The 25,704-nt window shown below is 37.2% G+C and carries 27 protein-coding genes; 9 read left to right on the top strand and 18 right to left on the bottom strand.

The window, feature by feature from the left end:
- Positions 1–5: 5 nt before the first annotated feature.
- Entirely contained in the window at positions 6–1,301 is a 1,296-nt protein-coding gene (locus tag IQ247_RS05240) for a tRNA nucleotidyltransferase/poly(A) polymerase-related protein (RefSeq protein WP_193917744.1), read from the bottom strand.
- Positions 1,302–1,383: 82 nt separating this feature from the next.
- Between IQ247_RS05240 and IQ247_RS05235 the strand changes: the two genes are divergently transcribed.
- Positions 1,384–1,632, top strand: a complete 249-nt coding sequence (locus IQ247_RS05235) for a Ycf34 family protein (RefSeq protein ID WP_193917742.1) — start codon at positions 1,384–1,386, stop codon at positions 1,630–1,632.
- A 58-nt stretch (positions 1,633–1,690) separates the two neighbouring features.
- Entirely contained in the window at positions 1,691–2,314 is a 624-nt protein-coding gene (tsaB, locus tag IQ247_RS05230) for a tRNA (adenosine(37)-N6)-threonylcarbamoyltransferase complex dimerization subunit type 1 TsaB (protein WP_193917740.1), read from the top strand.
- Between the two features lie 12 nt (positions 2,315–2,326).
- Here the strand turns inward: tsaB and IQ247_RS05225 are convergent, their stop codons facing one another.
- Together IQ247_RS05225 and thrC are read right to left on the bottom strand one after the other, a co-directional pair.
- Positions 2,327–2,668, bottom strand: a complete 342-nt coding sequence (locus tag IQ247_RS05225) for a hypothetical protein (RefSeq protein ID WP_193917738.1) — start codon at positions 2,666–2,668, stop codon at positions 2,327–2,329.
- A gap of 175 nt (positions 2,669–2,843) precedes the next feature.
- Entirely contained in the window at positions 2,844–3,935 is a 1,092-nt protein-coding gene (thrC, locus tag IQ247_RS05220; protein WP_193917736.1) for a threonine synthase, read from the bottom strand.
- Between the two features lie 268 nt (positions 3,936–4,203).
- Between thrC and lpdA the strand changes: the two genes are divergently transcribed.
- The 3 genes from lpdA to IQ247_RS05205 all read left to right on the top strand — a co-directional run bounded on the left by lpdA (position 4,204) and on the right by IQ247_RS05205 (position 7,108).
- Positions 4,204–5,631, top strand: coding sequence for a dihydrolipoyl dehydrogenase (gene lpdA / locus IQ247_RS05215; RefSeq protein WP_193917734.1), 1,428 nt, complete (start codon positions 4,204–4,206; stop codon positions 5,629–5,631).
- Between the two features lie 210 nt (positions 5,632–5,841).
- A complete protein-coding gene (gene trpC, locus IQ247_RS05210) occupies positions 5,842–6,735 on the top strand; it encodes an indole-3-glycerol phosphate synthase TrpC (protein ID WP_322745428.1) in 894 nt (297 codons plus the stop codon).
- Between the two features lie 121 nt (positions 6,736–6,856).
- A complete protein-coding gene (locus tag IQ247_RS05205) occupies positions 6,857–7,108 on the top strand; it encodes a DUF5340 domain-containing protein (protein ID WP_193917730.1) in 252 nt (83 codons plus the stop codon).
- Positions 7,109–7,666: 558 nt separating this feature from the next.
- Here the strand turns inward: IQ247_RS05205 and IQ247_RS05200 are convergent.
- From IQ247_RS05200 to petM, 6 genes are all read right to left on the bottom strand, one after another.
- Positions 7,667–7,858 (bottom strand): DUF2949 domain-containing protein, encoded by a 192-nt coding sequence (locus tag IQ247_RS05200; RefSeq protein ID WP_228059491.1) that lies wholly within the window; start codon positions 7,856–7,858, stop codon positions 7,667–7,669.
- A 523-nt stretch (positions 7,859–8,381) separates the two neighbouring features.
- Positions 8,382–8,915, bottom strand: a complete 534-nt coding sequence (locus IQ247_RS05195; RefSeq protein WP_193917728.1) for a DUF192 domain-containing protein — start codon at positions 8,913–8,915, stop codon at positions 8,382–8,384.
- A gap of 192 nt (positions 8,916–9,107) precedes the next feature.
- A complete protein-coding gene (gene nblR, locus IQ247_RS05190) occupies positions 9,108–9,794 on the bottom strand; it encodes a response regulator transcription factor NblR (RefSeq protein WP_193917726.1) in 687 nt (228 codons plus the stop codon).
- A gap of 373 nt (positions 9,795–10,167) precedes the next feature.
- Positions 10,168–11,085 carry an NAD(+) kinase gene (locus IQ247_RS05185; RefSeq protein WP_193917724.1) on the bottom strand — a complete coding sequence of 306 codons (918 nt, stop codon included), beginning with the start codon at positions 11,083–11,085 and terminating at the stop codon, positions 10,168–10,170.
- 167 nt (positions 11,086–11,252) lie between these two features.
- Positions 11,253–12,236 carry an SDR family oxidoreductase gene (locus IQ247_RS05180; RefSeq protein ID WP_193917722.1) on the bottom strand — a complete coding sequence of 328 codons (984 nt, stop codon included), beginning with the start codon at positions 12,234–12,236 and terminating at the stop codon, positions 11,253–11,255.
- A 206-nt stretch (positions 12,237–12,442) separates the two neighbouring features.
- Positions 12,443–12,553 carry a cytochrome b6-f complex subunit PetM gene (gene petM / locus IQ247_RS05175; RefSeq protein ID WP_193917720.1) on the bottom strand — a complete coding sequence of 37 codons (111 nt, stop codon included), beginning with the start codon at positions 12,551–12,553 and terminating at the stop codon, positions 12,443–12,445.
- Between the two features lie 142 nt (positions 12,554–12,695).
- Here petM and pdxA point away from each other — a divergent pair, with 142 nt between their 5' ends.
- On the top strand, positions 12,696–13,787 hold the full coding sequence (pdxA, locus tag IQ247_RS05170; RefSeq protein ID WP_193917718.1) for a 4-hydroxythreonine-4-phosphate dehydrogenase PdxA: 1,092 nt from the start codon (positions 12,696–12,698) through the stop codon (positions 13,785–13,787).
- Positions 13,788–13,867: 80 nt separating this feature from the next.
- On the top strand, positions 13,868–15,412 hold the full coding sequence (locus tag IQ247_RS05165) for a right-handed parallel beta-helix repeat-containing protein (RefSeq protein WP_193917716.1): 1,545 nt from the start codon (positions 13,868–13,870) through the stop codon (positions 15,410–15,412).
- A gap of 308 nt (positions 15,413–15,720) precedes the next feature.
- On the opposite strand, the gene IQ247_RS05160 is transcribed toward IQ247_RS05165, so the two are convergent.
- Positions 15,721–16,008 carry a hypothetical protein gene (locus IQ247_RS05160; protein WP_193917714.1) on the bottom strand — a complete coding sequence of 96 codons (288 nt, stop codon included), beginning with the start codon at positions 16,006–16,008 and terminating at the stop codon, positions 15,721–15,723.
- A gap of 149 nt (positions 16,009–16,157) precedes the next feature.
- Positions 16,158–17,648: a cryptochrome/photolyase family protein gene (locus tag IQ247_RS05155; protein WP_193917712.1), complete on the bottom strand. Its 1,491-nt coding sequence runs from the start codon at positions 17,646–17,648 to the stop codon at positions 16,158–16,160.
- A 193-nt stretch (positions 17,649–17,841) separates the two neighbouring features.
- Here IQ247_RS05155 and IQ247_RS05150 point away from each other — a divergent pair, with 193 nt between their 5' ends.
- Entirely contained in the window at positions 17,842–18,051 is a 210-nt protein-coding gene (locus tag IQ247_RS05150) for a helix-turn-helix domain-containing protein (RefSeq protein ID WP_193917710.1), read from the top strand.
- A gap of 157 nt (positions 18,052–18,208) precedes the next feature.
- Here the strand turns inward: IQ247_RS05150 and IQ247_RS05145 are convergent, their stop codons facing one another.
- From IQ247_RS05145 to IQ247_RS05125, 5 genes are all read right to left on the bottom strand, one after another.
- Positions 18,209–18,538 (bottom strand): DUF3082 domain-containing protein, encoded by a 330-nt coding sequence (locus IQ247_RS05145; RefSeq protein ID WP_193917708.1) that lies wholly within the window; start codon positions 18,536–18,538, stop codon positions 18,209–18,211.
- A 42-nt stretch (positions 18,539–18,580) separates the two neighbouring features.
- Positions 18,581–19,537, bottom strand: a complete 957-nt coding sequence (gene ispE, locus IQ247_RS05140) for a 4-(cytidine 5'-diphospho)-2-C-methyl-D-erythritol kinase (RefSeq protein ID WP_193917706.1) — start codon at positions 19,535–19,537, stop codon at positions 18,581–18,583.
- Complete coding sequence (rsmA, locus tag IQ247_RS05135; protein WP_193917703.1) at positions 19,530–20,348, bottom strand: 16S rRNA (adenine(1518)-N(6)/adenine(1519)-N(6))-dimethyltransferase RsmA; 819 nt, start codon at positions 20,346–20,348, stop codon at positions 19,530–19,532. Before rsmA ends, ispE begins: the two co-directional genes overlap by 8 nt.
- Positions 20,349–21,298: 950 nt before the next feature.
- On the bottom strand, positions 21,299–21,718 hold the full coding sequence (locus IQ247_RS05130; protein WP_193917702.1) for an MFS transporter: 420 nt from the start codon (positions 21,716–21,718) through the stop codon (positions 21,299–21,301).
- Between the two features lie 281 nt (positions 21,719–21,999).
- Positions 22,000–23,502: an integrase gene (locus IQ247_RS05125; protein ID WP_193917699.1), complete on the bottom strand. Its 1,503-nt coding sequence runs from the start codon at positions 23,500–23,502 to the stop codon at positions 22,000–22,002.
- Positions 23,503–23,882: 380 nt separating this feature from the next.
- Between IQ247_RS05125 and IQ247_RS05120 the strand changes: the two genes are divergently transcribed.
- On the top strand, positions 23,883–24,512 hold the full coding sequence (locus IQ247_RS05120) for a GerMN domain-containing protein (protein ID WP_193917697.1): 630 nt from the start codon (positions 23,883–23,885) through the stop codon (positions 24,510–24,512).
- Between the two features lie 225 nt (positions 24,513–24,737).
- Here the strand turns inward: IQ247_RS05120 and IQ247_RS05115 are convergent, their stop codons facing one another.
- Together IQ247_RS05115 and IQ247_RS05110 are read right to left on the bottom strand one after the other, a co-directional pair.
- On the bottom strand, positions 24,738–24,995 hold the full coding sequence (locus tag IQ247_RS05115) for an RH3 domain-containing protein (protein WP_193917695.1): 258 nt from the start codon (positions 24,993–24,995) through the stop codon (positions 24,738–24,740).
- Entirely contained in the window at positions 24,992–25,582 is a 591-nt protein-coding gene (locus tag IQ247_RS05110) for a ParA family protein (RefSeq protein ID WP_193917693.1), read from the bottom strand. The genes IQ247_RS05115 and IQ247_RS05110 overlap by 4 nt, the downstream gene beginning before the upstream one ends.
- Positions 25,583–25,704: the final 122 nt, after the last annotated feature.

The raw sequence follows: 25,704 nt of genomic DNA, 5'->3' as shown, positions 1-25,704 counted from the left end.
CATTGCTACGTCTCTACAACTCCGGTGGTATCTAATTGAACTAACCTCCGTGCAAATTTGATCGCTTCATAAGATGTGCTAATTTTGCCTTCCACTTGTGCCACTGCTATTTCTGTCAGTAGTTTACCGATGAGTGGTGACGAAGGCAGGTTCAATGATGATATAATATGTATCCCACTTACTAATTGAGTGGGATGTGCAACCGGATCATCAGGGTTTAAGTAGCGGGCTAGTAAGGATGCGTATGTCTGTAGCGACTTGTCTTCGGACATTTCCTCAACTACATTACCATAAGCTACTGCTAAAACAGCTGTAGTCGGGAATACGCAACCCGCTTCCCGAAATAAAAAGTATTGTTCTCTCAAAGACATCGAGGATTTGTTTAACTTGGGCAATAGTCTTAAGGCACAGGTTACGCTTTGAACCTCAGCTTTGCTGTAGGTAAGTTGTTCTAATTCTACTTCTGCGATTTCTGGTTTGGGATTAACTAAACAAGCTAATTTAGCAATACCCAACCGAGTTGTTTTAACTGTATCTTTGATATTTTGTTGTAATATTCCTTTTAAAGCTGGTAAATGTTCTGCTAATTGAGAAGCAGCTTTGTCAACTTCAATAAGTAGAGAACAGCTTTGGGATGTGGCATTTTTAAAAGAAGATTTTAATAAACCATCTTCAATAGCTTTAATTAACCAAGACGTACCTTGAGGATGCGCTAACATATATCCCAATTCTACCCGTATTCGTTCGGCAGCAACTTTGTTGAGATGCTCAGTCAAAGAGCGAATTGTTGAATGGGTTTCTGGTTCAATAGTAAAACCCAACTGTGCAGCTTGACGATATCCCCGCATCAAACGTAGAGGATCATCTTGCAAATTCGCGGCTGATATCATCCGTAAAATACCTTTTTCTAAATCTTTACCACCTTGTAGCGGGTCAATTATTTCTTGGGTATGAATATTATAAGCTATAGCATTTATGGTATAATCTCTTCTCGACAAGTCGGTTTCTAAAGAATCACCTTCTTGTTGAGCAATATCAACGGTAGCATGGGGAAAAACTACACGAGCAATTTGTCTTTGCTCATCGAGTAAAACAAAGCCAGCTTGATGATATTTTGCGATTTTGCGAGCTATATTTACTGCTTCTGAAGGTAAAATAAAATCTAAATCTATATAATCGCGAGTTCTTCCTAAAATCCCATCTCGTACCGCACCACCTACTAAATAAGCTGTTTTTGGTAATAATTCCCGATTAAAAGGTAAATTTTCCGGGGTAAATATTTCTGGGTTAAATATTGTCATAAAAATAAACCAAAAGGCTAGGCAACAATCGCGTTACTTAAGCTAAATTAGCAGTAAAGCAAAACTAATCGTTGGTTTTAATATGTGTATTTGCGTAAATTGTCATTATGTAGACCGCTGTATTACCTATAATGCAGTAGAAACACAGCACCAACAACCTCATTTAACAGAAACACCTACCTTCGATCCTAATGAACCTAGTATAAATGTCAACATTCGCACTCAAGACTCCATAATTGAAATGGAGTGGGATGTTGTCGGATGCTTGAGTTTTAAGGAAGAAAAAGGCAAGTGGTCTAAATTACGTCCGGGTGAAATGGTTCCAACATAAGAGTTAGGGGCTAGTACCATCGGGGTTAAGAATTATTTTGCCATACCCAATACCAAAAGTGAACAAATACGGTTTAGCGCTGCATACTACCACTCCCGAATTCGGTTTATCTCTCAGTGATTTTGCTGGAGATAATCGTTCCGATGTATTTAAATTAGACCGTAATATTTCTAATTTGATGCATCAATATTTGATAGACTTTATTAAACCTCAAACTTGGGCTGATATGTCTTTTGTTGCTGTAGCGAAGGGGCCGGGGGGGTTTACGGGAACTCGTATTGGCGTTGTGACTGCTCGTACTTTAGGACAACAGTTGGATATTCCGGTGTTCGCGGTTTCTACTTTGGCTGCATTTGCTTGGGAAAACCGAGTTAATGATGATATTGCGATCGCGATACAAATGCCAGGGCAGCGAGGTATGATTTTTGCTGCGATTTATCAACTTACCCAAAATGGTCGTGGACTTACTGCTGTAATGCCAGATACGATAATATCACCCGAAGCATGGCAAGAAAAGTTAGCCGATCAGAGCGGGAATTATCAACTTGTGGAAGCAAATTCTGGGTTAGCTGCAACGGTGACAAGTATGCTGCAATTGGCGTATTTTGATTGGTTGCAAGGAAAACGTCCAGATTGGACGGAAGCCTTACCGTTTTATGGACAACATCCAGTTAATGGCTAATATTACACGAATTTACTCCAATTCAACTAACTTGAATCCCCAAGGTTTCAAAATCGCGATCGCAATTTCTCGTTCTATACCTTCATAAGCTTCCCACTCGGATTCGGGGTCTTTTGGGTGTCCTTCACCGACATGACCTGCAACTTTGATGACAGGAAAACCTTCGACACGATGACGTTCCAGTCCTCTGGGAAGCGATAACTTGACTTTGCGACCGATGAATTTAGATGTACTTTCATTCGCTACAGTTTCGCGGATTAAACAAATATCACCAGCAGTTCCCCAAGTTGTTGAATAAATATAGAGGAACGATATATAAGTTTTGGGTTTGATGGGTCTTTTTACAACTTGCATTATCTGTAATTACTACTCATCGTTCTTGATTCAAGAATTTCATCCAAATAGTTATAACACTATATGTGAAAGATTTTGATTTAATTATCGTTCTAATTTTAACTTTAGCTAGGAGCAAATAGGCAATCCCATTGCTAAAAATTAGAGAATAAAAGTAATTACGAATTACGAATGATTAAAATCCCATCACCTCGGCAACCGATTTAATATTTGCTTCAATACCTTGGGTAAACTGACTAGTATTATGTTTAATCGCCGTATCTGGGTCTTTCAAACCATTACCAGTTAACACACAAACCACAGTAGCACCTGGGGGAACTTGGTCTTTTACCTTCAATAATCCTGCCACAGAAGCGGCGCTGGCTGGTTCGCAAAAAACACCTTCTTCTGATGCTAAAAGTCGATAAGCGTCTAATATTTCTTCATCGGTGACAGCATTAAATTCACCCATACTAGCTGCTGCGGCTGCTACTGCTTTATCCCAACTCGCGGGATTACCAATTCTAATTGCTGTAGCTAAAGTTTCTGGATGAGCTACTCTTTGCCCATTCACTAATGGTGCAGCACCCGCTGCTTGAAAACCCATCATTTTGGGTAAATGTCCGCATTTACCATCTTGATGATATTGACAAAAACCCATCCAATATGCTGTGATATTTCCCGCATTACCCACGGGGATACACAACCAATCTGGAGCATCACCTAAAATATCTACAACTTCAAAAGCGCCGGTTTTTTGTCCTTCCAAACGGTAAGGATTAACAGAATTAACCAAAGTTACCGGATATTCCTCGGCAATTTGTCGGACAATTTCTAAAGCCTGGTCAAAATTTCCTTTAATTGCCAGTACTTCTGCACCATAAAGCAAAGCTTGAGCTAATTTACCCAAGGCTACATAACCATCGGGGATGATCACAAAAGCTCGCATTCCACCGCGTCTAGCGTAAGCTGCGGCTGCGGCGGAAGTATTGCCAGTACTCGCGCAAATTACTGCTTTGGCTCCAGCTTCCTTGGCTTTAGAAACCGCCATTGTCATTCCCCTATCTTTGAAACTACCAGTAGGGTTTAAACCGTCGTATTTGACGAAAACACGTACTTGCTTACCGATGAGTCGTGCAATTGATGGGGCGGGGATTAAAGGTGTATTACCTTCCAAAAGGGTTACAACCGGCGTATGTTCGCTAACAGGCAGGTATTGGCGATACTGTTCGATTAGTCCCTGCCAAGGTTGGCTCGGAGATTTTACAGCAGACAGGCTCAAGGTCACGGGATTTTATACAGTTCTTAATTATAAGGGTGATGTCGTTCGTATGACACTTTATCCTTTTTACTATATCAGTGGGAAGCATTACGATAATTTTTATCAAAATTTGGGATTCTCCCCCAACTTCCCCAACTCTACTTCCTTGTAAACTATTGGTATGGTAGCCAAAATTATAAATAAAGTTTCATAAAACTCTAAAATAAAAAAGACTTGCAGTATCGCTGCACTCAGTTAAAAATAAGTACGAAGAAGCACGCGGAGTAATATAACGGTGAGTCAGGCATTTGATTACGATTTGGTGATTGTAGGGGCTGGAGTAGGCGGACATGGGGCTGCTTTACACGCTGTTAGCTGTGGTTTGAAAACTGCGATTATTGAAGCGGAGGATATGGGGGGGACTTGTGTTAACCGTGGCTGTATTCCCTCGAAGGCTCTACTTGCGGCTTCCGGAAAGGTACGGGAGTTGCGCGATGCTTACCATCTCAAAGCGTTAGGAATTCAAATTGATCACGTTCGGTTTGAAAGAGAGGATATTGCAAATCATGCCAATAATTTGGTTGCTAAGATTCAATCCGATTTAACTAATTCTCTTAAACGTTTGGGTGTTGATATTATTCTAGGTCGGGGTAAACTTGTCGGAAAGCAAAAGGTGACGGTTGATACTCCTAACGGGGAAAGAACTATTACAGCTAAAGATATTATTCTTTCTCCGGGTTCGGTTCCTTTTGTTCCACCAGGGATTGAGGTAGATGGTAAAACCGTATTTACTAGCGACCAAGCGGTAAAGTTAGAATGGTTGCCGCAATGGGTGGCAATTGTCGGTAGTGGTTACATCGGTTTGGAATTTTCTGATGTATACTCGGCTTTGGGTTGCGAAATTACGATGATTGAAGCTTTGCCGCAGTTAATGCCGGGATTTGACCGTGATATTGCTAAACTTGCGGAAAGAGTATTGGTTACTAATCGTGATATTGAAACTTATTCGGGAATATACGCTAAAAAAATCACTCCTGGTTCACCTGTAGTAATTGAATTAGCAGATTTTAAAACTAAAGAAGATGTAGATGTTTTGGAAGTTGATGCTTGTTTGGTAGCTACCGGAAGGATTCCAGCAACGCAAAATATCGGTTTAGATTTGGTTGGTGTAGAACTCGATAGACGTAAGTTTATCCCAGTAAATGACTCGATGGCAGTATTAAGTGAAGGGCAACCCGTACCCCATCTCTGGGCAATTGGTGATGCTACGGGTAAGATGATGCTGGCTCATGCTGCTTCTGCTCAAGGTATTATTGCCGTAGAAAATATTTGTGGTCGAACTAAGGAAATTGATTATTCTAGTATTCCCGCAGCGGCATTTACCCATCCAGAAATTAGCTATGTAGGTATGACTCAGGAACAAGCGAAGGAAAAAGCACAAGCCGAAGGATTTGAAGTTGGAGTTAGTAAAAGTTATTTCAAAGGTAATTCCAAGGCTTTAGCAGAAGGTGAAGCCGATGGTATTGCCAAGGTTGTGTATCGTAAGGATACGGGAGAGGTTCTTGGAGTTCATATATTCGGACTCCACGCAGCTGATATTATCCATGAAGCAAGTGCGGCGATCGCCAATCGTCACAGTGTTAACAAACTCGCTCATTTAGTCCATGCCCATCCTACACTTTCCGAAGTTTTGGATGAAGCATACAAACGAGCTGCTTTATAGTTAAAGAATTTTGGATTTTAGATTTTGCGGAAAGTTTGGCGTGTAGATTCTCGAACCCCAAAACTTTCCAAGACGGATGAAGGGATTGATTTGTAGAGGTGGGGCGTATTGCTACGTCTCTACAGAATCACCGGAGTTATTAATTTTAATTCCCAATTCCCAATTCCCAATTCCCAATTCCCAATTCCCAATTCCCAATTCCCAATTAGAATCATGCAAATCCGTCGTCGTCCACCTCATCCAGATATTGCTGTATTGTCATTACGGTATCAAATTGCCGCTGCTGATGCGGAGCCAAATAATATTTTGGAAGAAATTGTTTGGTATAAAGAAGCGGAAGTTGAGCAAATGCGCGAAAAGCAATCTTTGCAGGATTTGCAGCGTCAAATAGTTAATGCACCGCCATCTCGCGATTTTGTTGCAGCGTTACGTCAAGCTAAAACTAAACCGGCTTTGATTGCAGAAGTAAAAAAAGCTTCTCCTAGTAAAGGAATTTTACGGGAAGATTTTGACCCGGTAAAAATTGCTTTAGAGTATCAAAAAGGTGGCGCTACCTGTCTTTCGGTACTTACAGATACAAAGTTTTTTCAAGGTAGTTTTGAAAATTTATCCCAGGTTCGTGCTGCTGTAGATTTACCTTTACTGTGTAAGGAATTTATAATTTATCCTTACCAAATGTATTTAGCAAGGCTTCGCGGTGCTGATGCGGTTTTGTTAATTGCGGCTATACTCAGCGACAAAGATTTACAATACTTCGTCAAAATCGCCAATGTTTTACAATTAACTGCTTTGATTGAAGTTCATACTCTAGAAGAACTTGACCGAGTTTTAGCGATAGATGGTGTTTCTTTAATTGGTATCAACAATCGTAATTTACAAGACTTTTCTGTTGACTTAAAAATTACTTGTAAGTTATTACAGGCAAGGAATCAACAATTACAAGAAAAAAATATCCTTGTTGTTAGCGAGTCGGGATTGGATACCCCTGACGATTTAAGCTTAGTTACCAATAATGGTGCTTCTGCTGTATTGATTGGTGAATCCTTGGTGAAACAACCCGATCCAGCAATTGCGATAGCTAATCTCTTAGCAAAATTTTCATAACCAACGTGCGCTATCGAGACTTTAAAGCATTATTTGTTGGCTATGTAAAAATTCATGTAAAAATCATACATCTTGAGCAACGCCCTTGGGAATCTCAAGCCTACCAATTATTTTTAACTTCATGGAGCAAATTCCTCTTCCTTCACCTATCCATTACGAATTAATCCTGCAATTGCTCGAACGTCAAACTATGACAGCAGTTAATGACAATCCAGATTTACGGAACCAGGTAAATCAATTAATCATTACGCTCCGTAAAGCTGCCGTCCAACAAAAGCATCTGGAACAAGTTTGTCAGGTTTCTTCTATGGAAATTTCCCATCGTTGGTCTATCAATCACCATAACTCCGAACAAGTCGTAGCTTCTGAATAATGATAAGTTACCATTACTCATGCAAAGCAAAACAAAGTATTTTTCTGTTGTAACGTTACAATTAGTAGTGTTTTGCAGTTCAATACAGCCGAAAGTGAAGAGTGTTTACTTGCACCACTACAATCTACTACTTGCCCTACAACAATTTTTGCTTGTAACTTTATTGTACAGACAGTGCAAATCATTAAATAGGTGGTTATTATACTATAGGAATTCTGTTTGATTTTTAAATAAGTTGTAAAGACTAGGGAAATCTTAACAGGGAACAGTTAACTATACTGATTTTTTCAATTTTCCATAAGGATTCTTATATTAAATTTTTAACTCCTGAATCAAAGGTTAAAGGTCTGGATGTCAAACCTGTAATAACTAACTCCTAATTCATAACTCTTAACTCCTAACTCCTAACCAATTCCCCAATACCTAAAAGAGCGAGTTGAATGGTCAACTCGCTCAATTGATTTGTATATTGTTAAATTTGGAATCAGTCTTCGCAGAAAGTGGAGTCTTTGTAACAACATCTTTCAATTCTCCGCATTGCACTACTCATTAGCTAACCTATGCTGTCTCCAACCAATCATAAATTTGCTCTAGCTGTTCTAAAGTCACTAAACCATATTGCCACAAAATCATTGGTAATGGACCTGGATCTTGTTCGCTGTGTCGTAAAGCTACTGCTAGCGAAGCCGCAGAAATTGACAAATCATCTTGCAAAAAATTAATCAGCCGCGAATAAGTAGTTTGTGTCATTTTTATCTCCCCTCCTTCGGTAGAGTGCATGGTTATATATCTATCCATAGTTGATAAGTAGCTAGTAGCGAGTAATTCATTTGTGACTGTAAATTTGTTTGATAAAAAATTGGGTACATTTTGTCCGACACCAGAAAACAAGCGGGAGGTGAGCGAGATAAATATTTTAGCTTGATTTCTTATCGATAGTCTCAAGTAGCACTTTGCTTAATTTAAAAGAGTTTAATACTTTCTACTTAAGTAATGACGGCTAATTAATTTCTTGTAACAAAGATTCCATAGCCTATACTCCCCTATTAGCGACTGTTTACACGTACACCAAAAGGAAGATTTTTGCTGTCAAAATTTAAAGTTGATATCCGAACTGCTAGTAGAGCAGACTAATAACTTTAATCGGTATAGCAAATCTTAACATTACAATTTGTTTTTATACCACTATTTTTGATACTTTTTTAAGATAATTCTATTGAATGTATAACTAGCAAGCTATATAAGCAAATTTGCTTTTATTTATTTTACGTAATTACTTGGTTATAGTATCATTAATTATTACTTTATCCCCTATCTTTAAATTTAATTCTGCGGCTCGTCGGGAACGTAATTCAATCACTTGATCGATAAGAGTTTTGGGACCATAAGTAGGGCAAGGTTCTTCTGTACAGGGAGGTACAGAGGAAGCGATATATTGGACTACTCCTTTACGCAGAAAAACCATATCTAAAGGAACGGGTACATTTTTCATCCAAAAGCTAACTGCTTGGGGTGAAGCAAAATCAAACAACATTCCCCGGTTATCTGGTAAAGTTGGTCTGTACATTAATCCCATTGCTTGCTGTTGTGGTGTTTGCGCTACTTCTAATTGAATTTGTGTACCGTTGGGAGTTGTTGCAACAGCCGAAATTGGTAGTTCTTGTCCTAAATTTTTCACTGCTGTTGGAGTTGTGGATACGGTAATATCAGGGCTTTTTGCTGGTGTCTGTTGAAAACAACTTACCAGTAAAAATCCTATTACTATAGGTAATAATCTTCGCCAACTCTTTATATAATTTTTAATCATTAATTAATTTCTGATGAAATACAAAGTTTAATTTGGCATTAAAAATCAAAATATTTAAGCCGAGGGAGGGAATATCAAAAAAATTTATCTTTGAGAAAATAAAATCTATTTAATATCCGGTGTTACTTACCCAATCAATTTTGACGAATAAAAAACTTGTTTGTATTCGTTATTTTGATGTTGACTTAACTTTTAAGATTCTCTTAATACATAACCGACACCGCGTACTGTTTGAATTAGGCGTTTTTGAGTTTCGTCTTCTATTTTTAGTCGTAAGTAACGAATATACACTTCAATGACGTTAGATTCACCCATAAAGTCATAACCCCAGACGTTTTCTAAAATTTGTTCGCGAGTTAATACTTCACGGGGATGTTCCATTAGATACTTTAGCAGTTCAAATTCTTTCATTGTCAAATCAATTGCTCGTCCGTTGTTAATAGCGCGACGAGTAGCAAGATCTAAAATTAAATCTCCAAAACGTAATTGTTCTGAAGTATCAACATCTTGCTTTAAATACAGCCGAACCAAGTTCATGAAATTTTCCGAACGGTAGGGTTTGAGAAAATAATCATCCGCACCAGCTTCGAGACAAGCAACGCGATCGTCAACTGTATCTCTAGCCATTAACATCAATACCGGAGCGCACACACCGCTAATTCGGAGATTTTTGCATAACGAGATTCCTGATTCTCCCGCTAGCATTCTATCGACAACAATCAAAGCAGGTTGGCGATCGCGACTATGTTGCAAACCGGAAGTGGTATTGCTAGCCAAAATCGGTTCGTAACCAATCTCTTTTAAATCAGAAGAAAGCTGAGAAGCTAGGTTTTCGTCGCTTTCGATTACTAAAACACAAGGGTTGTGAGTAAGCGTCATATCAATAGTTAGACTCGGAATAAAATTTGATGAACGTACTCTTGAAAAACACGACTACCTTTAAGGAGCCTGTATTATTTCTGGGTTGCCCATTTTATAAGTATAGAATTCGTGACAATATTCTACGCACAGAACCTTTGAAGGTCTGTGTGGAATGTAAGACGCGAATTTATTACAATGGTTGCTCTTTTTACATTAATTCAGACTCGATCAGCTTTTTACAATGTTTTAGCACGTCCAAGTATTAATCGAAGATATAAAAAAGTACAATATTTTTAATGATTAATTAACAATTGAGCGGTTTTTTTGTGATATTTAGGAAATTCTAATTACCCGGTTGACCTTCAACCTTTGACCTTTGACCTTTGACCGTTTAAGGTATTTCGACAGATGTAGGCTTGGCAATATGAGGTAAACCCCAACCTAACTTTTCTCGTAATATTCGGAAAAATTCGGGTGATTGTAAGCGGATGAAACGAGCGCTGTAATCTGACTTTTCTATTGTTACGCAATCTTCTGGTAAAACATAACAGCCACCGTTGCCGTCAACTGTCATTACTAATTGAGTTGTATTTACCGGATAGATATTAACTGGCTCGCTGTCTGGAAACACTAAAGCCCTTGAGGCTAAGGAATGAGGACAAATGGGGACTAATTGTAACGCAGCGACACCGGGGGTTACGACAGGACCACCAGCGCTTAAGGAGTAAGCTGTGGAGCCTGTTGGAGTTGAAACAATTATTCCATCTGCGGCAATATCAACTGTCGCATGATTACCGATGCCGATTTCAAAATGACACATCGAGGTCAAGGGTTCGCGATGCAAAACCATTTCATTCAAACATAAAGCTTCCCAGAGTACTGATTGTTGACGAAATACTTTAACGGTAAGCATTGCTCGTTCTTCAATGCTGTAATTACTCGTTAAAACTTGTTCTACTACTTGGGGTAATTGATTAACGTAAGCTTCGGTTAAAAAGCCCATGTGACCAGTATTTATGGCTAACATGGGAATGCCACAAGGTGCGACTTGCCGAGATGCGGCTAAAACTGTACCGTCTCCTCCAAGTACTATGACAAATTTCATGGACGAGTCAAAACCGGGGGGTGTAAGACCTTCTATTGGTGTATGGCATACGGGGCTTTGCGGGGTTGAGTAACCCAAAATTCCACCGATACCTGTGGTGATACATATATCCCAACCTTTCTCGGTGAACTGTTCTTTTAATTCGATAGCGATGCGACCCGCTATCGGTTTTTGATCGTTATATATAATGCCTGCTTTCGGCACGCTCAAATATCCAAATTAAAGAAGACGTTTTTAATTAAATCAATAGTTACATAAAATGTGTATCTAGTACACACTTTATATTGAAAGGAAGAGTGTGGGAGTTGGCAGTTGATCTGGGACAGTTAATTTCTCCCCATGTCCCTATCCCCCCATCTCCCTACTCTCTTTTAAGAAGATTGTTTAAATGGAGTTCTCTTTTCTTTCTTTTTCTTGCCTTTATTTTGTTGGTAATCCAATTCTCTAAGCTTTTTGGTAATTCTATTGAAATATTCTTGTAAATAAGATTCTAAAGTTGTAATTTGGCTTTTATCTATATCAAAAGCTGTGTATGTCTCGTTCATTGGTGCATCTAACGGTTTACCGCTTGCTAAAACTTCTGTAAAAGCAAGTCTATCGGATACGTTCCATCCCCATTGAAAGAAACGGATTATATTACGAATGGCACGAAGTAAGTTTAACGGCATCCGTGTTATTCTGGCACTTTTTCCGGATAAACGTTCGCATAAACTAATGATTTCTTGAGCGCTCCAAGCACGAGTTCCGACTAGGGGAAAGGTTTTATTTTGGGTTTCTTCTCTTCGTAAAGCCTGAATGGCAAATTTGGCGATATCCTGAGTATCCATGTAGGCTGCGGGGGAAGATTCTCCTGTCACCCATACTGGTTGTGCTTCTAAAATCGGAATCCCGTATTGTCCGATTAAACCTTGCATAAACCCAGCTAATTGTAAAATTGTATAGTTCAAGCCGGATTCTGCTAAAAACAGTTCTGTACACCGCTTAATTTCCATCAAGGGTACTTGGGGATAATCTTGATTATTCAATATTGAGAAAAATATAAAACGCTCAATATTGGCTGCTGCGGCTGCTTGAATTAATGCTACTTGCCCATCCCAATCCACTTGTTTTATGCTCATGGAATCCGTAGGACGAGATGTTGCTGCATCAATTACTGCATTTACTCCATCAAGTGCGGCTGGGAGGGTATGGGGATAACATAAATCTCCCGGTACTAATTCGGCTCCCCATTCTTTAAGGAATGCCGCTTTTTTCGCACTTCGGACTAGACAGCGCACTTCATAACCTTCATCAATCGCATGACGAGCTATCTGTCTTCCCAAGGTACCAGTGGCACCCACTATCAATATTTTCATCAGGTTTAATTAAAAAAATGTTAACTTTTATTAAAACAATTTTATTACTATTTAGTTTTTAAAGCAAAACAGTTGACACGTCAGTTATCAGTGAAAAGTTAACAGTTATCAGTGAAGCGGGAAGCTTTCCGTAGTGACATTCTCTATGTTATCTTCCACTAGACACCCCCGGAAGAGAGCTGATAACTGGTAACTGATTTAACTAATTACTCTTCAGCTTCCGCACCTTGAATCTTGAGTAACAATGTACCTATAGCCCAACCAACGAAGATTAAGCCGAAGGATAAAAAAGCTGCGTTGAACATTTCGCCGCCCATTTGTAATTCTCCTTGTTTGCGAATGATTTAATTAAGTTAAGTTTATCAGAGTGGGCATGGAAGATGGGTAAGAAGGGTATATTACTTTGAATTTGGGTAAAGTTGTAAATTAGGTTTATTTTTAATAATTTTTATGTATCTTATGTATCAATTAAATTTAGAAAAGTCTATTTCCAGTATAAACCGTCGCCCTCGTTTAGCATTAACTTTGGGAGACCCGGCAGGAATCGGAACAGAAGTTATTTTGAAGGCTTTGGCGGATTCAGAAGTTGGTGAGGGTTGTGATTTAACTGTAGTTGGAAACCGAGATTTACTATTAAAAACTTATACTAATCTACAGCAAAATGAAAATATAAAATTGGCTAATCCTGCTCAGTTGAATGTTTTGGATGTCAATTTGGATGATGATATTAAGGATGCAATTATTCCTGGAGTTGAAAATGCGGCAAGTGGTGCAGCGAGTTTTGCTTATATGGAAGCGGCTATAAATCAAACGCTTGCGGGGAAATTTGATGGAATCGTTACCGGACCGATCGCAAAGTCTGCTTGGAAGGCTGCTGGCTATAATTATCCTGGACAAACGGAAATTTTAGCCCAAAAGAGTCAAGTCCAAAGGTTTGGAATGTTGTTTGTGGCTCGTTCACCTTATACTAATTGGACGCTCCGCACGTTACTTGCTACCACACATATACCATTATGTCAAGTCCCGCAAACGCTGACACCGGAGTTGATGAGTGAGAAACTCGATTTATTAGTGGAATGTTTGTCAAGGGATTTTGGGATAAAAAATGGCAGAATTGCGATCGCGGGATTAAATCCTCACAGTGGAGAAAGGGGACAATTAGGAAGTGAGGAAGCAGATTGGTTGATTGCTTGGTTAGATTCGGAGCGTAGAAAGCGGACAAATTTAACTTTAGAAGGACCTATTCCACCGGATACAATGTGGGTGAAGCCTGGGGTTGCTTGGTATGGTAATGCTAAAATTCAATCTCAAGTTGAAAATCCAGCCGATGGTTATTTAGCACTTTATCACGACCAAGGTTTAATTCCGGTAAAGTTGATGGCGTTTGATAGAGCGGTTAATACTACGATTGGATTACCGTTTGTAAGAACATCTCCCGATCATGGAACTGCGTTTGATATTGTAGGTCAAGGAATTGCGGATGCTACGAGTATGAAAGCAGCGATTAAGTTGGCGGGTGAATTAGTATCTGTGAGGTTGGGGAATAGATAGAATTGGGTGAACGTTCGATATTGAAATTTCAAGTATTTTCCTATTCTTATTTCTGATCAAAGATAATATGAATTTAATAATTGATTAAGAATAAATTAATCAGAAAAAATTATATTTTACTTATCCATTTCGTAGAAGTGATTTGCTTTATGTTTCGTCAGTTATTTTTATCTGCTTTGGTTCTGACGGGGCTTTATGGTTGTTTTGGAGATGAAAAAAACTCTGTTGCGATGATAACTGTTGCACAGAGCCAAAAAGATTCTAGCGTTAGTAATAATAGTCAAACAGTATTAACCTTTGCAAAGCCAAAAAAGGTGATTTATGTTGCTGTCAATGGTAATAATAAAACTGGTGATGGTAGTGTAAAAAAACCATTTATGACTTTAGATAAAGCTTTTAAAATTGCTGAACGAAACACTTTAATTAAGATGGGTGAGGGTACTTTTGAAGTTAAGGGGATGATAACAGTTCCTTCACACGTTAGTTTAGAAGGTGTTGGTCAAAAAACGATTATTACTCCAGGTCAAAATTATCCAGGTGTACTTTTTGAAGCGAAGGATTTTCAGGATGAAAAAGGTGATGGTTATCAGTTTTTTCGGAATTTTAATATTGATGGAAAAAACAAAGCTAAATTAGGATTTCGCGCTTGGGGTAGAGAGAATTCTTTGTTTGAAAATATTATCTTTACTAATTTTAATAATGCTGGAATTGATATTTCCGGTTTAAATAATGAAATTAGTAATTGCCGATTTCTCAATGCTTCTGGTAGAGAAGGTCAGAAAAATGAACATTTCTCTGGAGCAATTAAATTTATGGGGGTAAATGGCTTACTGATTCATGATAACTATATAGAAGAAAATTCTGGTGGTGGCATTAAAAGCGTTGCTAGTAATGTTCGTAATACTCAAATATATAATAATACTATTAATTTGAAAGCTGGTAAAAATCAAAAGCAAAATAAATCAGCTTCTATTGAAATTTGGGATTTACAAGAAGGCAATAAAATTTATAATAATAATTTAAATGGCTGGGTTTCACTGATTAATCAATGGAATGAAGATAAAGATATTGCGGCAAAGGGTAACTTAGTTTTTTATAAGAATAAATTGCAGGCTAATCCTGGTATTACCGATGATATGTCGGGTTTAGAATTAGGAATTAAAGGTGCGGAGTTTTATGAAAATACTTTCAGTGGATTTAAACATCGGATTTTTTGGATAGAAGGTTGGGGTGGAAAGAAAAAACCTACTAAAGATATTAGTATTCATGATAACCAGTTCAATAATTGTGGTAATGCAATGAATCTTGGTCCGAATGGAAATGGTGTTGCAAATTTGAAATTCTATGACAATGTTATTCAGAATTGTAACGGTGTAGTTATGGGAATAGGAGGTGAAAAAAAGCTAATTAATATTTCTGTCACCGATAATATTTTTGTGAATGCTCAAACAGCTATCACTTTACATGGACAAAGTAAGCAATATGTTAATCTTCGTATTGCTGGGAATAAAGCTTATGCTTCTAAAGTTGGTCTGGATAATAAAGTTGATGGATTGAATGTTTCCGGAACTAATCCAGTCAGTTTGAAAAAAGGTTTACCAGCGACTAAAGGTTTTAAGAAATAATTCAGGAATTTTCTTCCGAATTAATTAAATTTGTTTTTTGAATTAAGGTGAGTTGGATAGACTTAATCTCAAAATCATAAGTCGGGTTTTTATTAATGTTTTCTGATGCTACGGATATTTAGATCGTAAAAACCCGATTTCTGTGATTGTTGTCGTAGTGTACTTACCCTCCGGGGATATTCACGTTATTTATTGATGAGACTTATGTTTCTCAATAATTGCAAATACAAAAAAACCCCTGATAGGGGTTAATTAATTTTGGATTTATATGTAGGAAGAATCCAATGCAGGTCAGATCAAGTCTAAAATTAATTACTAGGTGTAGGTGTAGGTGCATCACCTAATGGCATTACAGCGACTATTTTGGGTGCATGGGCAAAAAAGGCTATCCTACCGCAGTTTGGACACTGTATTTTGTGGTCTACTGGTTCGCTTCCATCATGATGGGTTTGAATTAATAGGGGTTGGTCGCATTTATAGCATTGGGTAAAAATCCGGGGATTATCGGTGTTACAGTCTACCACAGTGATGGGCTGGAATTTTTTTTCTACTGGTGGTTTTGGTCTTGGTTTTGGAATATTTTCTGATTGTGTCATGGAATTATTTTTCTGCTTGCTTTAAGTTTGGCTGTGTTTTTAGCCTATCAAGTTTGAGGTTTTGTTTTTAAAACTTATATAATGGCTCAAAAATAAATTATTGCAAAATTATTTGTTTTTTTCACTTAAAATTCGCAGATGGGTAGTTGTCAAAATATATTTTCCGCTTGCTGATGAATTGTCTCTAAATCTTCGGGGGATATTTTATCAAGATTTTTTAATATAAAATTCATCCTTCCCTGATGTTTCAATTTATCCCGATGTCGATTCAAAAAGTCCCAATATAAGAAGTTGAAGGGACAAGCTTTTGCTCCGATACGTTGGGAATGCTTGTAATCACAACTTTTACAATAATCGCTCATCTTATTAATATAGTTAGCTGATGCAGCATAAGGTTTGGATGCGAGTAAACCACCATCTGCATATTGTCCCATACCGATGACGTTGGTTTGCATTACCCAATCGTAAGCGTCGATGAATGCTGTATGAAACCAATTTTCTAATTCTTGTGGTGAAATTCCTGCAATTAATCCAAAGTTATTCAATACCATCAATCTTTGAATATGATGAGCGTAACCTGTATCCATGACTTGAGTTAAGATTTGATGCAGACAGTTCATTTTGGTTTCACCAGTCCAGTAAAATTCGGGTAATGGTTTGTGATGCTCAAACCAATTCTGCTGGGAATAATCTGTATCGACATGATGATAAATTCCGTGCATATATTCTCTCCATCCCAACACCTGACGGATAAAACCTTCTACACTATTTAAAGCAAGTTGCTTTTCATGATATGCTTGTTCTGCTGCTTGGATTATTTCTAAGGGTTGGAGTAAACCAAGATTCAAGTAGGGAGAAAGCATCGCGTGCCACATTGTTTCTTCTCCTGTTACCATGGCATCTTGATATGGTCCAAATTCTGGTAAGCGAATATCTATGAAATATCTTAATACGGATAAAGCTTGAGAACGAGTTACTCCCCAACGAAATTCTTTAATTTCTCCATAAGTTGCTATATCGAGGAAATCAACTTGTTGAATTACTTCCTGGGTAATTTCATCTGGTTCAAACCATAATGGTTCAGGAGTATTTAAATTACGTGCTGGTGGTTTGCGATTATATGCATCAAGATTCCATTTTCCCCCAATGGGTTTATCTGCTTCCATTAATATATCGAAGCGTCTTCTTCCTTCCCGATAAAAATCTTCCATTAATAAACGTTTACGTTTTTTAGCCCAGTTATCAAATTCTTCGGTACTCCATAAAAATTGATTGTTGGGAAGCAAAGTTATATCACAAGCTAATGTTAAATCTTCTATGGTTTTGAGAAAAGGTTTATCATTCGGAGACATTACCAGTAATTCTGTAATTTGATTCACATTCACCCATTGTTGAAGTGGGGTTTGAAAATCTTCAGCTATTTTATATGTTACTGAGTACCCTAATTTACGTAACTCTTCCGCAAAATGCCGCATTGCTGACCAAACTAAAACCAGCTTTTGCTTATGATATTGATGTTTTTTAATATGAGAGTAGGATTCAATAAATATAATTGCTACTTTCGAGGAGTCATGACAACTTTGTAAAGCGGCTTGTGTTAAATATAGTTGGTCGCCTAATATCCAGATACCTGTTGTCATAAATTTATTGTACGAGGCATATTTAATGAATCATATAATATCCTAATAAATTGCGATAGCCCGAAAGGCGACGCTTCGCGTATCGCGCATTGTTGCTGATAGTTGCTCTTGGTTAATTAAAAATTTTAACTTCTCTTCCTTTCGGAAGCCTTTGATAGTAAACTAATATTTAATCGCAATAGTTTTTGAATCCATGTATGTAAGTACTACTCAAGCCGCTGAAATTTTAAATATTTCAACCTCTAGAATGCGCCATTTAGTCTCGCAAGGAAGAGTTAAAGGAGCTTATAAATGTGGGAAAAGTTGGATAATCCCCTTATTTAATACAATGCCTATTATTAGTACGGGCAGTAGGGGACCAAAAGCTAAATGGTGTAGAGGAATTCCTCCGATAATTACTTAAGCAAAATTATTATATAATTACTACTCAGTTATATTACTGTTCCCTATTGCCTCCGAACCCTATTCCCTGCCTAGAAGAAGTGTCTAATTAATGAAGGCACAGGTACTTAACTACAATTAATGTAAATAAAGCTGAAATTAACACAGAAGTACTAAACCTATACTTCTTGCTCATCCTTAGTTGTCAACTGCTTAATCACCAACTGCACCGCTAAAGCTAATAAACCAAGTCCAACTATCCCAAATATTCCCGTTCCTAAAGCAACTACTCCTACAACTAAGGTTCGTACTGCTGAAGAAAGACTTACTACCATCGGATTATCTGATGTTACTGGTTTATTTGCAAAAGTTGTTGCGATTGAAACCATTAATTTATAAGCTACGAATCCCAATCCTCCTGACATTACGGCTCCGATTAAACAACGTAAGGGAGTCGGTTGATTTTCTTGTTGATTCTCGGTTTGTTCGGTTAATTTTTCTTGGTTCATAATCTTATTTTATGAAAGGAAGTAGGGAGTAGGAGAAATAAATTAAATTGCAAATTGCGATTTTACCTGAATCCCATGAGTTATCAACCGGGTAACGAACAATTCTAAATCCATATTTGGAATCTCTTCTCTCATAGACAATTTTACTTGTTCGGCTTTCTCTTGAGATTCACATAATGCAAATACACTTGGACCACTACCAGACATCATGGTTCCTAAGATATCGTATTTTGCAAAGCTTTCTTTTAACTGTAATACTTGAGGATATTCCGGTAAAACTACTTTTTCTAAATCATTATGCATTTTCTGTGCGATTTCTGTTGCATCTTGACGAGTAATCGCTTGAACTATATCTCCTGAATGTACTGCATTTCCACGGGCTGCTAAATTTTCTGTATCTTTAATATAAGTATGACCAAATAATGAGCGGTAAGTATTGTAAGCCCAAGCTGTGGAAACTGATAAACTGCGATACTTTGCCAATACTATATATATACCTCCCAACCCGGATAATGGAGAAAGTATTTCACCTCGACGAGTTGCGATCGCGGTTCCTCCTCCAATGCAAAATGGGATATCAGAACCGAGTTGCGCGGCTAATTCTTCTAATTCTGACTTAGTTAATCCCAATTTCCATAATAAATCGATTCCTACTAAAACTGCTGCGGCATCTGTTGAACCTCCTGCTAAACCTGCTGCTACGGGAATGCGTTTGTGAAGCGTAATATCTACACCCCCATAAGTTGCAAAACTGTCGGGAAATTCTTGAACCATTAAATCCGCAGCCCGGTAAGCCAAATTACTTTTATCTACGGGAATCTCCTTACTATCACTCCGCAATCTAATTAACTGTACATCGTTTGCTTCCAGGTCTATCTGGTCTGCAAGCTCTATACTTTGCAGTATCATTGCTAACTCATGATAACCATCATGGCGATCGCCAATAATTTCTAAATACAAGTTAATTTTAGCTGGAGCAATTAAAGTATAGCTACGCATCGTGATTTTCTAATTCGTTAGCTAAACTCACCCATTGGATAACGCTGAGTTCTTCAGCGCGAGCTTGGGGGTTGACGCTTAACTTTTCCAATAATTGTGTCAGATTTTCGCGCTCTATTATCGATTGTAAATTATTTCGTAACATTTTTCGTTTTGCACTAAATCCCAATTTTACTAAGGTTTCCATTCTCCGGGGATTCTTCGCTACAACTTCCCTGACACAAGGAACCAATTTAATTACAGCAGAATCAACTTTTGGTGGGGGATAAAAAGCTGTGCTTGGTACTGTACAAATCATCTGACAATCTGCTAAATATTGTACCCTTACCGATAACGCTCCAAACGCTGTTCTTCCTGGTTTTGCAACAATCCTTTCGGCTACTTCTTTTTGTACTAATAACACGATTAAATCATAGGGCTGTGGATTAGGATTCCCAATCTTCCCCAATAATTTTTCAATGATAGGTCCAGTTATATTGTAAGGAATATTAGCTACTACCTTATTTTGATTTTGAAAGGAAGGAAAATCTTTAACTAAAGCGGCTAAGTCCGAAGTTAAAAAATCTTCATTCAATAATAAAAAATTTTCTCTTTCTCCTAACTTCTTAACTAATAGCTGACATAAATTGCTGTCAATTTCCACAGCAACTAAAGATTTTACCTTATCTATAAGCTGTTGAGTTAATATACCTTGACCCGGACCGATTTCCAAAACCTTGTCCGTATCTTGTAAATCAGCAGTTTTAATAATGCTACTCAAAGCCTTGTCACTACGTAACCAATGCTGAGCAAGTTCCCTTCGCGGTCTCATTCCCTACACCCCTCTTATCTAATCACTTATAATGTATCCAATTAAACTAGATTCTTACTTTTACCTTATTTTTTATACCTGTTTTTATAGTATCTAAGTATTACTATAACCCTTTTTCGCCTTTTTTATCGGGATTACAAAAATTCGCTTGATGTAACAAATAACATAAATGTACTATCGAGTCAGACAAAAGAAACCATTCGGAAGTAGCTTGATTATTCGTTTGAATAACGAGCATTTCAATGATAAATTCAGTTGAAAATTTTCATCATATTTATTTACCACGATTCCATAGCTGATTAATCGAATAGTTTGGATTGAATTTTTGAGGTAATTCCAGAACCATTGAAGGAAAGATGAATTGCGACTCGATGATTTTTTTTAGGATATGTACAAAAGCAGCTTTTTTGGTGTGTGTATTTAGACACAGATAAAATAGGAGTCCAGTTTAACTTTTGAAACAAAATCTAGGGTCTAACAACCTTATACTCTTTTTAATAATCATGTTTTACTCACTTCCTTTTCAGGTATCGTACATAGTTATTTATCTGAGTTATATCAAACAATCCACAATCTTCAGAAGTTGGGTTTTTAGAAAATTTGTCTGGGGTTACAGATACTTGTTTTAAAAAGCCAACTTCTTAATTTCAAAAAAGAATCCCACATCGTTGAGAGGTCGTTTTTACAGTGGAAGTCATAAGCAGGTAAGTTTAAGTTCTATTCACAAAAATCTACCTATAAATCCTATAAAGCTGCTAGTTTATCTTGAAATTGCGATCGCACTTCTGTGAGGTAACATTGTACCGATTAAGCTACCCGTAATAGAAATAACCACACTACCTATTAAGGTTAGTTTATATCCCCCTGTAGTATCAAATAACCATCCTGTCAGCAGAGGACCAACTAAACTAGCAGTACCCCAAGCCGTGATAATACGACCAAAAACATAGCTAGTTGCATTTACTCACCGATTGCAATGCCATCGAATAGCCGATTCCACTAGCTGTACCGAATAAAATACCGTATCCAATACCAAGCCACCAAACAGATTTTCCCACAGCTACAATCATAAATCCTACTGCTGCGATAATATAAATGCCGATGGTTGTAGTTGACGCATCAAAGCGATAATAGAAACTTGGTCCTACTACCATCGCTATCGTAAAACTAATCACTGCAACAGAAAAAACTGCGCTCAAACTAGTCAATGAAGCTCCAGTAAATTGTTGAAGCGATGGAACAAGTACACTCCAAGCATACAGTCCACCAAAACTAAGCATCAAAATAGCCCCAGCCATTACCGTTAACCATTGTCTTGTTGTCGAAGCTTTACTTTTCCCTGCAAAAGATTTTGATAGTTTTTGAGACATCTAAAACTCATCCATCCGTCTTGGATACATTACTAATTGAACGAGTAACAATTTCAATGGCTTGTTGATTATTTGATTGGTCCTGTCTGCACCAACAGTCGATACACTGCAAGCCGTGTCTCTTGTGCCAAAGCCAAGAGTGCTTCAATTACCTTTTCTGATTGCAGAATAACTCAATTGTAAAAATACACAAATATTATTTAGATAAGATTTAGTGAAATATTGGAGAAAATAAGGCTTCTATATAGTTATAATTACCTCCTTTGAGTTCTTACCTGGATTTATTCAACTTCCTTACTATTTTTAATTATTTCACCACTTCCGATTAATTCTCCCAGCCGATGCTGAATCAAAATTCCTTTTAAGGACTCATTTTCTGCCCTTAAAGCCGTATTTTCAGCTTCTAGCTCCTTAATCCTCTCCTTTAAAACCTCTTTAGTCGTTCCCGAACGGTGAATAACCACCTCCTGATAAATTTGTAAATTAGTATCCTCATCCATCCATCGCTGATAAGTTTTCGTATGTTCTTGTACCGTATGTCCCATATAATCAGCCATAGTCTTAATTGGTATACGTAAACGATGTCCGCGAATCGCAAAAGCATGACGTAAATCGTAAGGTTTGAAACCGATACCAATAGTTCTAAATTTAATATGAATTAGAGCAGTTTTATTACTCAAAGTTCCACCACTTTGGGGAAATCTAATATTTTTTAAATCAAATAATTCCACCCAATGAGGATAAATTGGAGGAATACCGCAACTTCTTTCACCCGTCTTCGTACCTCCAGTCAAACTAGGATTCAAATAAACTAAATTAAACTGATTATTGGGATGAGTAAAAGCTTGCAAATCTATTGCAAACAATTCATGAGGTCTTACACCATAAGTAGCTAACATACCATACAACCATTGCCACTGTTCCGGTAGAGTTACATCCTTACTAGCATGACTTGATAACGGTTTTCCAATAGTAGAAAAGCCATTGATAATCTCTTCATCAGTAGGGATTTGACGTAAAGTCGGTTGTGGTAAGCGAGTCGCATAAGAATCAATAATTTTAATACCATCAAAATCACAAAACTTACAAAACTTCTTCAACTGCCAAGCCAGATAAAATCTAGAATTAGTATTAGGTTTAGTTGAATTCAACGCAGATTCTAAAGCAGCTTCACTTAAACATTCATCTTGAGGTAACTTCTTTAAATGTCGTAAATAATGACTTTCCCAAGTTTTAATACCTTGTCTATTTTTTTCGTGAGTCTTCCAAAATTCTTGATGATAATCTTCGATTAATTTCGCAATAGTTTGTAACGGGTTTTCAACAGATATAGGACTTAACTTCTGCGCTTGTTTACCTAATAACTCTGGAGTCCATTGAAACTGCTTCGTCATCAACAACAAATCCAACTCCCTAGCTTTTGCAACAGCAGTTTTTAAACCCGCATCATTAGCAGGAAAACCTAACGAAATGGTATACTGTTTATTAGAACTGTTATTTTTACCAATATCTCCCGGTTTGCAAGGGAAAGTACCTTGTAAAGCAATAGTTTTGCCATTAGTTAATTTCAACTTAACTTTGACAGTATCTAAACTTAAAGCCAAATTAGCTTGGCTCACGCTATATTTTATCCGTAGATACTCACGCTCTAACTTGATAAAATCATTTTTATCAGACTGTTTAGCCTTCCACTGCTTCCATAAACTAGGTTCCCATTCATCAATTAATTTACCTTCCCATTCAGCTTGACGCGGATTGTAACTACTAAATTTCTTATTAGACATAAGTTATTACTACTATCTTTGACCAAAATGTTTAATTTATACCCTTAAAATTAGAGAGTTATTTTATTAATTAAAAACTAAAACCTGAACATTCCTAATCCCTTGCAAAGAAAATTAAACTTAAATTAACAAGAATTGTCAAAAAATATGATTTTCACAACAGTAAATACAGTATAAATTCATATCTGATTTAATTGCACTTCGCTATACAAATCTAGCGAATTGTTCTAACTTATAAATTATTTCTGAGCAGAAGTAAGTAAAACTTCGTAAAATTGCTGCTGATTAACTTAAAAAATATCACGATATCAGCTATAACTTAATAGGTCATAGATAAAACTAATACTGAAATTATCAAAAACACTTAGAGCTATAAGACTATGAACAAAATTATCCGTTACAACAAAAAATATATTTTCTCCTTGATGCTATCAGTAATCGCGATCGCAGCAAGCAGTTGTGGTTCCAATCAAAGCGTAAACAACCCAGAAAATATAGAATCCCCCGTCGCTAGCAGTCCATTACCCACCCCTACCAGCGAAATCCAACCCCCTGAAATCGACATTAACATAACTCCATCCCCCACTCCTAAAACAGTACCATTTGGGACGCAAACACCCCCATCATCAGAAACCCCCAATCAAAACAAAACTGCAAGCTCTAAAAATGTAGATATTACCGTATACACAAGCGACTTACAATGTCAAGAATTAGTACCGAAAACAGTGTCCGTATCAGTAGATGAACCAGTAAAAGATGCAGTAGGTAGAATTATTGCCGAAAAAGATAGTGGTGACTTCAACATCTCCAACTATCGAGTTAACGTAGATAATGGAATTGCCACAGTAGATTTACGTCTATCTCCCAATTCCCCACGCCAATTAACCTCACTTTCAAGCTGTGAACAATTTGCTTTATTTGGAAGTCTGAGGAAAACTTTAACTAGCAACCCCAAATGGAACATCAAAGACGTTCGCTTTACCGAAGCTGGTGAAGAAATTATTTTATAATTTGCTAATTTATTAATTGATAATTAGTAAATAATCCATTTGTAAATTATGTGACGCTTCTATATTTATCAATGGAAAATTGATAATTTTTCATTATCCATTGTCAATTTTTGAATGAAGCGTCACTATACTTTGAATAAGCTAAAATTAACGGTAAAAAAAAGATAATCGGGGCTTTAGAAGTATTTAAATTATTGCGTCTAACACACCCTAAAATAAATAATTTTACTTGTCTGCAAGCCACTTTTCTAGCAATTCAGACATAATATCGCTCATTTGACGTTCATCAGCAGCCGCAGCTAACTTCAATTTACGATGCAATTTTTTCGGTAAATAAACAGTAGTACGAACATAATCTGGGTCAGTACTTTTACTCTTAAAAGTAACCTTTTCCTCATATAAATCCTGCGGATTATCTCTTTTCTGACGAGAGCGAGCAGCATCAATTAATTCATCAAAACGGCTAGTTTTCTTCTTATTCAAGACAAAATCTCCTTGCCAACTTCACAATAACATTTCCATGCAACTTGCGCGTAAGGGTCATTTACAGCATTAACTGGTACTCCTTCTAAAGCTGCTCTTTGAAACACCGCAAGTCGCTTAATTCCTGTTTTAAAAATAGGTAGTTTAGCATTTTTTAATGCCAATTTAACCTCTTTTCCCGACTTATTTGGATTGGGAGGAATAATAGTTAACAAAATTCGATAATTAGCCTTTAATTTATTAAGTAATTCGACCATCTGCATAGTAGCAGCTAAAGCAATAGCATCTGGAGTTGTAGGTACGACAACTAAATCGCATCCGCAAGCAATGCTTTTTAACTCGTCAAAACTAGGTTTTGTAGGAGTATCAATTACTATATGTTCGTATAAAGCAGCCAAAGCTACCCCATCATCCTCATCGGCAACTTTAAACGGTAAACTACCCCGATTAGACCAGTCTAATACACTACGGTTAAGGTCTCCGTCTACTAACAAAGTATCAGCCTTAGTTTGTAGGTATGTCGCAAGGTGTAGCGCAGTTATAGACTTCCCTACACCCCCTTTAAAAGCTGCGACAGTAATAATCATCTACTTCCCCCATAAAAACTTATACCGTAAAATTTTACACTACATATTCATATGTCCCAATATCTAGATGTTTAAAAATAGCAACATCTTAACATCTAAACATTTAGATGTTAAGTAGGCTA

The organism is Plectonema cf. radiosum LEGE 06105, assembly GCF_015207665.1.
Lineage (GTDB): Bacteria > Cyanobacteriota > Cyanobacteriia > Cyanobacteriales > Nostocaceae > Rivularia > Rivularia radiosa_A.
Note: the sequence above shows the minus strand (reverse complement) of the source record. Positions and strands in the feature narration are given on the sequence as shown.

Excerpts from the sequence above, each read along its gene's own strand:
- IQ247_RS05160 (WP_193917714.1), bottom strand. The coding sequence starts at position 16,008 with ATGACACAATCAGAAAATATTCCAAAACCAAGACCAAAACCACCAGTA.
- petM (WP_193917720.1), bottom strand. The coding sequence starts at position 12,553 with ATGGGCGGCGAAATGTTCAACGCAGCTTTTTTATCCTTCGGCTTAATC.
- IQ247_RS05240 (WP_193917744.1), bottom strand. The coding sequence starts at position 1,301 with ATGACAATATTTAACCCAGAAATATTTACCCCGGAAAATTTACCTTTT.
- IQ247_RS05200 (WP_228059491.1), bottom strand. The coding sequence starts at position 7,858 with ATGACACAAACTACTTATTCGCGGCTGATTAATTTTTTGCAAGATGAT.
- IQ247_RS05120 (WP_193917697.1), top strand. The coding sequence starts at position 23,883 with ATGAACAAAATTATCCGTTACAACAAAAAATATATTTTCTCCTTGATG.
- IQ247_RS05235 (WP_193917742.1), top strand. The coding sequence starts at position 1,384 with ATGTGTATTTGCGTAAATTGTCATTATGTAGACCGCTGTATTACCTAT.
- pdxA (WP_193917718.1), top strand. The coding sequence starts at position 12,696 with ATGTATCAATTAAATTTAGAAAAGTCTATTTCCAGTATAAACCGTCGC.
- rsmA (WP_193917703.1), bottom strand. The coding sequence starts at position 20,348 with ATGAGACCGCGAAGGGAACTTGCTCAGCATTGGTTACGTAGTGACAAG.
- IQ247_RS05150 (WP_193917710.1), top strand. The coding sequence starts at position 17,842 with ATGTATGTAAGTACTACTCAAGCCGCTGAAATTTTAAATATTTCAACC.
- IQ247_RS05155 (WP_193917712.1), bottom strand. The coding sequence starts at position 17,648 with ATGACAACAGGTATCTGGATATTAGGCGACCAACTATATTTAACACAA.
- IQ247_RS05195 (WP_193917728.1), bottom strand. The coding sequence starts at position 8,915 with ATGATTAAAAATTATATAAAGAGTTGGCGAAGATTATTACCTATAGTA.
- IQ247_RS05180 (WP_193917722.1), bottom strand. The coding sequence starts at position 12,236 with ATGAAAATATTGATAGTGGGTGCCACTGGTACCTTGGGAAGACAGATA.
- IQ247_RS05125 (WP_193917699.1), bottom strand. The coding sequence starts at position 23,502 with ATGTCTAATAAGAAATTTAGTAGTTACAATCCGCGTCAAGCTGAATGG.
- IQ247_RS05110 (WP_193917693.1), bottom strand. The coding sequence starts at position 25,582 with ATGATTATTACTGTCGCAGCTTTTAAAGGGGGTGTAGGGAAGTCTATA.
- IQ247_RS05205 (WP_193917730.1), top strand. The coding sequence starts at position 6,857 with ATGGAGCAAATTCCTCTTCCTTCACCTATCCATTACGAATTAATCCTG.
- IQ247_RS05130 (WP_193917702.1), bottom strand. The coding sequence starts at position 21,718 with ATGTCTCAAAAACTATCAAAATCTTTTGCAGGGAAAAGTAAAGCTTCG.
- IQ247_RS05225 (WP_193917738.1), bottom strand. The coding sequence starts at position 2,668 with ATGCAAGTTGTAAAAAGACCCATCAAACCCAAAACTTATATATCGTTC.
- nblR (WP_193917726.1), bottom strand. The coding sequence starts at position 9,794 with ATGACGCTTACTCACAACCCTTGTGTTTTAGTAATCGAAAGCGACGAA.
- IQ247_RS05145 (WP_193917708.1), bottom strand. The coding sequence starts at position 18,538 with ATGAACCAAGAAAAATTAACCGAACAAACCGAGAATCAACAAGAAAAT.
- ispE (WP_193917706.1), bottom strand. The coding sequence starts at position 19,537 with ATGCGTAGCTATACTTTAATTGCTCCAGCTAAAATTAACTTGTATTTA.